The following is a 9729-nucleotide window of genomic DNA, read 5'->3' on the forward strand; positions in this document are numbered from 1 at the left end:
GATGTTCGACAACGGGTCTATTCTGCGGCTTTCGACGGTGATGCCCGCTGTTCTGACGTTGCCGGAGCAGCAGGCTTCGGCAACGGCTTGTCCTGCTTCTTCGACCACGAGATGTAATAAGCCACGCAGGTCATGATGCCGATGCCGGCGGCGCTGACGAAGATCTGCGCCAGCAGCGAACCCGACGACATCATCAGCTGGAAGTGGCCGACGAAGGACAGGAACACGCCGACGCAGAACACGGCGAGCGACTGCTGGCCGCATTTGATGAGCGGCTGGAACACCGGCCACTCCAGGCCTTTCCATTCTTTCGGCACGAAGCGGGTGACGAAGAAGGCGATGATCACGAAGTGGAGCACGCGATAGGGCGCGAGGTTGGTCTTGTCGTTCGGATTGAACGCCTCAAACAGCCAGTCCGGCATGATCATGTGGCCGGTATCGGGGAAACGACCGGCCATGGTCATGACGAGCGAGAACAAGAGATAGACGATGCCGAAATATAGCAGCACTTTCGACCGGATGACCGAGCGCGATTCCAGCGCGCCGCCGAGCGCGAACCAGGCACCGAACACGAATAGCAACTGCCACGTGAACGGGTTGAAGTACCAGACCCCATAGGGATAAGCGGGCAGGTTCCAGCCGAACTGGCGGGCGGCAAAATACAGAGCCAGCGACGCCAGCATTGTGAGATCCGGCTTGCGCAGCATCATCCACAGCACCGGCGGGAACAGGCCCATCAGCACGATATAAAGCGGCAGCACGTCGAGATTGAGCGGCTTGAACTTGAGCAGCAGACCTTGCGTCAGGGTCTGGATCGGATTGTCGACAAGTCCTGCGACATTGAACTCGTTGATGATGTCGGGGTCGTTGTAGCGCTGTGCCACATAGCCGATGGCGGCGATATAGATCACGAACAGGATGACGTGGGCGACATAGAGCTGCCAGACCCGCTTGGTGAGGCGGGTGGCGCCGACGATGAAGCCGCGCTCAAGCATCATTTTGGCGTAAACAAAGGACGCCGTGTAGCCGGAGATGAAAACGAACAGGTCGGCCGCGTCGGAGAAGCCATAGTTCCGGGTCGTGACCCAGTTCACCACATTGTCGGGGATGTGATCGAGGTAGATCGCCCAGTTGGCGATACCGCGGAACAGATCCAGCCGAAGGTCTCGGCCTTTGGGGGGAAGGATGGCGTGAATGTCCATGGGTGCCGCTTCAGGAGCCCTTCGTGATGCCGAATTGCGAGATCAGATAGACCGCTTCGTGCCCCGATTGTCACGACGCCGTGGAACGAATATACACAATAACGAAGCCGCCAAACGACGGAATCACGGATCAAATTCGTGGCAAATGGATATACCACCCCCGCCGTCTTCACCAATTTGTCGCAGTGTCGCAGCTGACCAAGGCCGATCTCTAGACGAAGGCCCATCCCTAAAAGGCTATCGCATTCCATGACCGCACGTATCTTCAAAGCCCCCAAGAACGCCATGCAGGCGGGTCTCGCCAAGACCAAGGACTGGCAGCTCGATTACGAGCCGGAGCAGGCGCGGGTGATCGAGCCCCTGATGGGCTGGACGTCGTCGGGCGACATGAAGCAGCAGCTGTCCATTCATTTCGACAGCAAGGAAGAGGCTGTGGCCTATTGCGAGCGCGAAGGCATTGCCTATCAGGTGATCGAGCCCAAGGTGCGTGCGCCCCGGACCATTGCCTATGCCGACAATTTCGCGTTCCGCCGCTCGGAGCCTTGGTCACACTAATTGACCTGACCAAGACCCGGTCGCGCTGACGACCGGTTTGCAGGCAAATTTGCCCTGCAATTCTCCAGTTCTCGCCCTGACAGCATCGAAAGTTAGGGTTGCGCCCCGCCACGACGGGATGACACCATCATGGCAGGCCTCTTGTCGGGCCGCCGTGCAAACAAGAAACAGCCCTGCAGGAAACGGAAGCCGATGTCGCTTCGCTCAACGATCGATCCAACCTCGGCCGAGTTCAAGCGCAATGTCGATGTGATGAAGGCGCAGGTCGCCGAGCTCAAGGACAAGCTCGGCGCCGTGGCTGGCGGCGGTGGAGAAGCCTCCCGTGCCAAGCACACCGCCCGCGGCAAGATGCTGGCCCGCGAGCGCGTCGATCTCCTGATCGATCCCGGTACGGCCTTCCTCGAACTCTCGCCGCTGGCCGCAAACGGCCTCTATGGCGGCGATGTCCATTCCGCGAGCGTCGTCACCGGCGTTGGCCGGGTGTCGGGCAGGGAGTGCATGATTGTCGCCAATGACGCGACCATCAAGGGCGGCACCTATTATCCGATGACGGTGAAAAAGCATCTGCGCGCGCAGGATATTGCGCGGCAGAACAATCTGCCCTGCATCTACATGGTGGATTCCGGCGGCGCCTTCCTGCCGCAGCAGGACGACATCTTTCCGGATGAGCGCCACTTTGGCCGCATCTTCTACAATCAGGCGCAGATGTCGGCGCAGGGCATTCCGCAGATCGCCGTGGTGATGGGCTCCTGCACCGCCGGCGGCGCCTATATGCCGGCGATGTCGGACGAGAGCATCATCGTGCGCAATCAGGGCACGATCTTCCTCGGCGGTCCGCCGTTGGTGAAAGCAGCAACAGGCGAGGTGGTCACCGCGGAAGAGCTCGGCGGTGCCGACGTCCATTCGCGCCAGTCAGGCGTCACCGATCACTATGCGCAGAACGACGCGCATGCGATCGGCATAGCGCGAAAGATTGTCGCGACGCTGAAGCCACCACAGCGGGCCGCGCTGAACATGCAGCCGCCCCGCGATCCTTTATACGCGGCTGAAGAGCTGTACGGCATCATTCCCGCAGATGCGCGCAAGCCGTTCGACATGCATGATGTCATCACGCGCATTGTCGACGGTTCGGAATTCGACGAGTTCAAGAAGCTCTACGGCACCACATTGATTTGTGGCTTCGCGCATATCTGGGGCTTTCCCGTTGGCATCATCGCCAATAACGGCATCCTGTTCAGCGAGAGTTCGTTGAAGGGCGCACATTTCATCGAGCTCTGCTGCCAGCGCAACATCCCGCTGGTGTTTCTGCAGAACATCACCGGCTTCATGGTCGGCAAGAAATACGAAGCCGGTGGCATTGCGCGCGATGGCGCCAAGCTGGTGACGGCGGTCGCCACGGCCAACGTGCCGAAATTCACCGTGGTGGTCGGTGGCTCCTATGGCGCCGGCAATTACGGCATGTGCGGCCGGGCTTACAGCCCGCGCTTCCTGTGGATGTGGCCCAATGCCCGCATCTCGGTGATGGGCGGCGAGCAGGCGGCGATGGTGCTGAGCCAGCTGCGCCGCGACAATATCGAAGCCAAGGGCGGCACCTGGTCGACGGAAGAAGAAGAGGCGTTTCGCGCGCCGACCCGTCAGCAGTTCGAGACCCAGGGCAGCCCGTATTACGCCACGGCGCGTCTCTGGGATGATGGCGTGATCGATCCCGCAGATACGCGCCTTGTACTCGGACTTGGATTGTCTGCCTCGGCCAATGCGCCGATCGAGCCGACGCGCTTCGGCCTGTTCAGGATGTGATGATGGCAAACGCCGAGATTTCAAAAGTCCTGTATCGCCGCTTCCGTACGCTCCTCATCGCCAATCGCGGCGAGATCGCTTGCCGCGTTATCCGCACTGCGCGCGCCATGGGTCTGCGCACCGTCGCGGTTTATTCCGAGGCAGATGCCAATGCACTGCATGTGGCTGAAGCCGACGAGGCCGTGCTGATCGGCCCGGCACGCGCGCGTGACAGCTATCTCAATATCGCGCGCATCCTCGAAGCGGCCAGAAAGACCGGCGCCGAGGCGATCCATCCCGGGTATGGCTTCCTCTCCGAGAGCGCAGAATTCGCGCAGGCCTGCGCTGATGCCGGTCTGATTTTCGTCGGCCCCACCGCGGACATGATCACCGCCATGGGCTCGAAGTCCGGCTCCAAGGCGCTGATGGAAAAAGCCGGTGTGCCGCTGGTGCCTGGCTTCCACGGCGAAGCGCAGGATGACGCGACGCTGGCCAAAGCGGCCGACAAGATCGGTTTTCCGGTGCTCGTGAAAGCCTCTGCTGGCGGCGGCGGTCGTGGCATGCGCGTGGTTCGTTCGGCGGCTGAACTGGCTCCGGCCATCGTCAGCGCCAAGCGCGAAGCCAAAGCAGCATTCGGCGACGACCGCATGCTGATCGAAAAGTATGTCGACAATCCCCGCCACATCGAAGTGCAGATCGTCGGCGATAGCCACGGTAACCTGGTCTCGCTGTTTGAGCGCGAATGCACGCTGCAGCGTCGGCATCAGAAGGTGATCGAAGAGGCGCCGTCGCCCACGTTGAACGACGCACAGCGCGACGCCGTCTGTGCCGCCGCCCGCAAGGCGGCTGGTGCGGTGAACTATGTCGGCGCCGGCACCATCGAATTCGTCTCCGATGGCAAGGACGTGTTCTTTATCGAAATGAACACGCGCCTGCAGGTCGAGCATCCCGTCACCGAACTGATCACGGGTGTCGATCTCGTCGAATGGCAGTTGCGTGTGGCGTTCGGCGAGAAGTTGCCGCTGACGCAAAGCGAGATCAAGCTAAACGGCCACGCTATCGAGGCGCGTGTCTATGCGGAAAACCCGCACAAGAACTTCATGCCATCGGTTGGCAAGATCAGGACATGGCGCACGCCGGCAGAGACAAACGGGCTGCGCATCGATGCCGGCTATCGCGAAGGCGATGCGGTCTCGCCGAATTACGACGCCATGCTCGCGAAGGTGATTGCATGGGCGCCGACGCGCGATGCGGCGATCAACCGGCTCAATCGAGGGCTGGAAGAAACCGACATTCGCGGCATCGTCACCAATACGCCGTTCCTGTCTGCGCTTGTGACGCATCCGGATGTGCGTGCCAACACCATCGACACCGGCTTTATCGAGCGTGAATTGAAGGTGCTGACGCCAGACTCGGCGGTGCCGGGCCAGCTCGAACTTTGCGCGGCTGTGGCTGCCATCGTCGGGAGCGAGAAGCAGGCCACCCAGGCTGCCGAGACGTCGCCCTGGCAGACAGCCGGCTGGATGCCGGTCGGGCGTCGTCAGCGCGTGTTCAAGTTCAAGCATGGTTCGGACGAGCAGCGTGTAACGCTGAACTACGGCGGCGGACCGGCAACGATCTCGATTGGCGATCGCGAGTTGGGTTTTGAAGCGTCCGTGGCCGATGACGGATATTTCGATTTGACACTGGATGGGGCGCGCTCACGCATCGTCTCGGTGATCGAGGGCCACGAACTCTATCTGCGCACGCGCAATGGCCGTTTCGATATCCATTGGGTCGATCCGTTCGGCGGCGACGATGAAGAGCAGGTCGACGAGGACAAGATCGTCGCGCCGCTGCCGGGCACCGTGGTGGCGCTGCTGGCCGAGGAGGGCGCAATCCTTGAGAAGGGCGCGGCCATTCTGACCTTGGAAGTCATGAAGATGGAGCAGACATTGCGTGCGCCGTTCGCCGGCGTGCTCAAGCGCATCAAGTGCAAGGTCGGCGACATCGTTGGAGAAGGCGTCGAACTCGCTGAAGTCGAGCCCTCGGCTTGATTGCACAAAGAGCCGCGTGAGATTGAAATAACCATGAGTGATCAGGTTCGTATCGTCGAAGTCGGGCCGCGCGACGGCCTTCAGAATGAAAAGACGCCGGTGTCGGTCGAGGACCGCATCGCCTTTGTGAAGGCGCTGGTTGGGGCCGGTTTGCATACGGTCGAGGTCGGCTCGTTCGTGTCGCCCAAGGCAATCCCGAAGATGGTGGGCTCGGATCAGGTCTTTCTCGGCGTGCGCGATTTGCCGGGCGAATTCCATGTGCTGGTGCCCAACGAGAAGGGCTATGAGGGCGCGAAGGCCGTCGGGGCAAAAGTCATCGCCGTGTTCGCCTCGGCCTCCGAGGGCTTTTCACGTGCCAATATCAATTGCTCGGTCGCGGAATCCATCGAGCGGTTCAAGCCGGTGATCGAACGCGCCAGGGCCGACGGCATTCGCGTGCGCGGCTACGTGTCCTGCGTGCTCGGCTGTCCCTATGACGGCGAAGTCGCGCCAAAGGCGGTCGTCGACGTCTCGAAGACGCTGTTTGATCTCGGCTGCTATGAAGTCTCGCTCGGCGACACGATCGGCGTCGGGACGCCGGTGAAGGCGCGGCAGATGCTGCGCGCCGTTGCAGGCTCGGTTCCCATGCCGAAGCTTGCAATGCACTTCCATGACACTTACGGGCAGGCGCTGGCCAATCTCTATGCCGGGATGGAGGAGGGCTGCAACGTCATCGATACGGCCGCCGGCGGGCTCGGCGGCTGTCCCTATGCGCCTGGTGCGACCGGCAATGTCGGCACCGAAGATGTGGTCTACATGTTGGAAGGCATGGGGATTGCGACGGGCGTTGACATGAACAAGCTGCTGGCTGCGACCAACACTATCAGCGCTCTGATTGGCCGCCCGCCGGTCAGCCGTGTCGCCTCTGCGCTCAACGCAAAAAACCGCTGAGAAGTGCCAAACGGATGACGTGACGTGTCATGCCGGGACGTCCATCGCGAGCTTGAGGAGGTTCGCGGTGAGCGGCGTCTTGGCGACGTAGTCCTTCCACGCCGTATCGCGCGCGATATCGCGCCACTTGCCGACGGTCGCAGCGTCGAGCGCGCTGACCCTGGCACCAGCCTTCTCATAAACCCTGGATACTTCGAGATCGTCCTGCTGTGCGCCGGCCTTGCCGAAGGCTTCCATCTCGGCGCCGACCGACACCAGAATATCCTGGTGCGCTTTCGGCAACTTGTCGAACACCGCCTTGGACATCATCAGCGGCTCCAGCATGAACCAGTAGGACGCGCCAGCGCCGGAGGTCAGGTTCCTGGCGACTTCGCTCAGCTTGAATGAGATCAGGCTGGTCGACGAGGTGATGCCGGCGTCGCAGGCACCGCTCTTCATCGCCGCGTAAATTTCGTTGGACGGCATTGAGAGAACATTTGCGCCCGCGGTCTGCAGCATCATGTTCATCTCGCGCGAACCGCCGCGCACCGTGAGACCCTTGGCGTCCTCCGGGGCCACCAGCGGGCGCGCGCGACTGGCTACACCACCGGCCTGCCAGACCCAGGTGAGCAACACGATCCCCTTGTCGGCGAGAATGTCGCTGAGCGCCTTACCGATCGGCAGGCCCTTCCAGCGCAGGCCCTGATCGTAGGTCGAGACCAGACCGGGCATCAGGCCGATATTCGCTTCCGGCAATTCTGCACCGGCATAGGGCAACGGATAGAGGCTCAGATCGAGAGTCCCTCTGCGCATGGCCGAAAATTGCGCATCCGCCTTGATCAGCGACGAATTCGGATAGATCTCGGCAACGAGGTCGCCGCCACTCTGCTTGGCAATGGCAGTTGCGAAGGTGCGGACCAGACGGTCGCGGAAGTCGCCCCTGTCGACGGTGCCCCCCGGAAACTGATGCGAGATCTTCAGGGTGGTCGCCGCCTGCGCCGTGCCGATACCATAACGGAGGATCGCGGGTGCAGCGAGGGCCGAGCCAAGAATGTGGCGGCGAGTCAACATGCGTAACTCCTGAAAATATTCGTCTAGTGCCGGGCGGGACATCATAATGCGTCCGCGTCCTGTTGCTCCGTCACCGCGCCCCTTCGTTTATACATTCCGAACCGGCGGGCAAGTGATGTTGCGTCGCATGAAACGGCTATCGAATGCATCATCAAGACTTTTTTCGACGCGACGTAACAAACCACGATCTCCCTGCGTCTGGTTCATAGCGACAGACGTCGCGCTTCAGAAATGGATCAGAGGAAGAACATCATGACCATCTCCACCAGGTTTGCGCTCGGCGTGTCCGCCGCTGTCGTCTCGCTCGGCCTCGTGCTGGCACCCGCCGCTTTCGCTCAGGACAAGATGAGCAAGGATGACGGCATGAAGAAGGACACCATGTCGAAGGGTGACGGTATGAAGAAAGATGCCATGTCTCACGACGCCATGAAGAAGGACGATGGCATGAAGAAAGACGGCATGATGAAGAAGGAAGATGGAATGATGAAGAAGTAACGTCATCATCATAGCAGTGACGGGCCTGTCATCGCGGCGGGCTCGTCATGTTGCATTGCTCGTTGCCGGACCTGACAACTCGGCATAGCCTCGGCACATAAGAAAATGCCGGGGAGGCCATGATGAAGAAAGAGCGACGCATTGTCGTTGCGGCGGCTTGTCTGCTTGCGGCAACGCTGTTTCCAAGCGTAACGACATGGAGTGCCACCGATGAGATGGGCTTCGTGCGCATCAATCAGGGCGAGGAAGTCTGGAAGAACCCGTTCGGTGTCGGCGTCGAAGTCGCGACACTCTATGGCGATCCCTCAAAGCAGGGCATCTATGTGCTGCGGATCAAATGGCCGCCGGGCATCATGAGCAAGCCTCACAAGCATCCGGAAGATCGCCACGTCGTGGTATTGTCGGGCACCTGGTACACTGGCACGGGCGAGGCCTTCGTGCCCGAAAAGTCGATCCCGATGAAGACCGGTGGCTACATGGTGCATCCCGCCGGTGCGGTGCATTGGGACGGGACGCGGGAAGAGGGAGCGGTGATCCAGATCACCGGCTATGGCCCGAGCGGCAACAATTTCGTCAAACCCGACGACCCGCAATTCGGCAAAACGAACTGACCCCGGACAATCAATTCAGACAGCGTGCCATCGGATGATGGCACGCTGATCTCGTGCTTATTTACGCTTCTTGCGGGCGGCGTAGCGGGCGTCGCGGGCAGCTTTCTGCTGGGCTTCCAGCGCAGCCTGGGCAAGCGCCGCCTCTTCCTTCTCGCGCGCAGCCTGGGCTAGAGCGGCGGCGGCTTCCTCGGCTTCGCGGGCCTTCTGGACGGCCTTCTCGGCGTCGCGGATGGCCTTGGCTTCCGCGCGTGCGACGGCAGCGGCTTCGCGCTCGGCGGCACGGGCCTTCACGGCAGGATCATCGGGGCCCGGCGCTGCCTTGAATTTGTTCAGAATATTCTTCCTGGCTTCGATCGCAGCCTTCTGACGATCTGCGAAGCTGGGTTCCTTGAATCCGCTCATGAACGAGGCCTTGTCGCTTTCTTTCGTTTGGGGTGGGTCATTGTCGGGGGCGGCCGCCGGGCAAATATTCTGGCATTGGCCGAAACTCTGCTGCGGTTTACAGCCGACAGCGCAGCAACGCATCAACTATCTGCGATTTACGGCAATCTTCCGCATGATTTGCGGACAATGAAGCCTGCGCGAGGCGGACATGGATGCCCGGAAGACGGCCGTCTATGCCGCGGTCATCCTGGCCGACTGCAGTCGCGACATGGCGACCACTTCATTCGCTGGCTGTATCTGGCGAGCGGGCGGGACCTTGGCAGCTGACTTTCAAGGGGCTACAATTCGCTGCAGAAGCAAGCGGTTAGCAACATTTGTAACCAAAAGGCCTTGTTGTGGCTTTGCAGCGGCCGCGCTGCGGCCTTGAACCTGCGGTGCCCTCCGACTGACTGATCAGGAACTTTCTGTAAAATGCGGAGTTTCTATCGCCATCGGGAGTTATCCATGCAAGCAGCCATCGATCGCGTTATCCGCTCGTTTACCTTCAGGAATCCGGTCTCGCTCGGAGAGCCGATGTCCGACAGTCCGTCGATCCAGGGGAGCGATGAGGCGACCGAGTTCGCGACCCGATTGCTTGAGAATTACAAGGGTCAACTGGCCCGGCGCAGCCCGAAGGCCGGCTAAGACCGG

10 protein-coding genes are annotated in these 9729 nt (G+C 61.0%); 7 read left to right on the forward strand and 3 right to left on the reverse strand.

Annotated features, from left to right (window positions below; translation table 11 throughout):
• Nucleotides 1–17: 17 nt before the first annotated feature.
• A complete protein-coding gene (locus tag AC1RLZ_RS12365) occupies nucleotides 18–1202 on the reverse strand; it encodes an OpgC domain-containing protein (RefSeq protein WP_493188857.1) in 1185 nt (394 codons plus the stop codon).
• Nucleotides 1203–1451: 249 nt separating this feature from the next.
• Here AC1RLZ_RS12365 and AC1RLZ_RS12370 point away from each other — a divergent pair, with 249 nt between their 5' ends.
• The 4 genes from AC1RLZ_RS12370 to AC1RLZ_RS12385 all read left to right on the forward strand — a co-directional run bounded on the left by AC1RLZ_RS12370 (nucleotide 1452) and on the right by AC1RLZ_RS12385 (nucleotide 6499).
• A complete protein-coding gene (locus AC1RLZ_RS12370) occupies nucleotides 1452–1757 on the forward strand; it encodes an ETC complex I subunit (RefSeq protein WP_089264254.1) in 306 nt (101 codons plus the stop codon).
• A 192-nt stretch (nucleotides 1758–1949) separates the two neighbouring features.
• The gene (locus AC1RLZ_RS12375; RefSeq protein ID WP_371421405.1) at nucleotides 1950–3554 is read left to right on the forward strand and encodes a carboxyl transferase domain-containing protein; all 1605 of its coding nucleotides are present in this window, start codon (nucleotides 1950–1952) and stop codon (nucleotides 3552–3554) included.
• Nucleotides 3555–3556: 2 nt separating this feature from the next.
• Entirely contained in the window at nucleotides 3557–5569 is a 2013-nt protein-coding gene (locus AC1RLZ_RS12380; RefSeq protein WP_493188858.1) for an acetyl/propionyl/methylcrotonyl-CoA carboxylase subunit alpha, read from the forward strand.
• A 33-nt stretch (nucleotides 5570–5602) separates the two neighbouring features.
• Nucleotides 5603–6499 carry a hydroxymethylglutaryl-CoA lyase gene (locus AC1RLZ_RS12385; RefSeq protein WP_493188859.1) on the forward strand — a complete coding sequence of 299 codons (897 nt, stop codon included), beginning with the start codon at nucleotides 5603–5605 and terminating at the stop codon, nucleotides 6497–6499.
• A 27-nt stretch (nucleotides 6500–6526) separates the two neighbouring features.
• Here the strand turns inward: AC1RLZ_RS12385 and dctP are convergent, their stop codons facing one another.
• Nucleotides 6527–7549 (reverse strand): TRAP transporter substrate-binding protein DctP, encoded by a 1023-nt coding sequence (gene dctP / locus AC1RLZ_RS12390; RefSeq protein WP_493188860.1) that lies wholly within the window; start codon nucleotides 7547–7549, stop codon nucleotides 6527–6529.
• Between the two features lie 252 nt (nucleotides 7550–7801).
• On the opposite strand from dctP, the gene AC1RLZ_RS12395 reads away from it, so the two are divergent.
• Nucleotides 7802–8044 (forward strand): pentapeptide MXKDX repeat protein, encoded by a 243-nt coding sequence (locus AC1RLZ_RS12395; RefSeq protein ID WP_493188861.1) that lies wholly within the window; start codon nucleotides 7802–7804, stop codon nucleotides 8042–8044.
• 122 nt (nucleotides 8045–8166) lie between these two features.
• Nucleotides 8167–8655, forward strand: a complete 489-nt coding sequence (locus AC1RLZ_RS12400) for a cupin domain-containing protein (protein ID WP_371421410.1) — start codon at nucleotides 8167–8169, stop codon at nucleotides 8653–8655.
• Nucleotides 8656–8712: 57 nt separating this feature from the next.
• Here AC1RLZ_RS12400 and AC1RLZ_RS12405 read toward each other — a convergent pair whose 3' ends face one another.
• The gene (locus AC1RLZ_RS12405; protein WP_493188862.1) at nucleotides 8713–9057 is read right to left on the reverse strand and encodes a DUF6481 family protein; all 345 of its coding nucleotides are present in this window, start codon (nucleotides 9055–9057) and stop codon (nucleotides 8713–8715) included.
• A 486-nt stretch (nucleotides 9058–9543) separates the two neighbouring features.
• Here AC1RLZ_RS12405 and AC1RLZ_RS12410 point away from each other — a divergent pair, with 486 nt between their 5' ends.
• On the forward strand, nucleotides 9544–9723 hold the full coding sequence (locus AC1RLZ_RS12410; RefSeq protein ID WP_493188863.1) for a hypothetical protein: 180 nt from the start codon (nucleotides 9544–9546) through the stop codon (nucleotides 9721–9723).
• The last annotated feature ends 6 nt before the right edge of the window (nucleotides 9724–9729 follow it).

The sequence above is a fragment of the Tardiphaga sp. GW822-FHT04G09 genome, assembly GCF_058800725.1.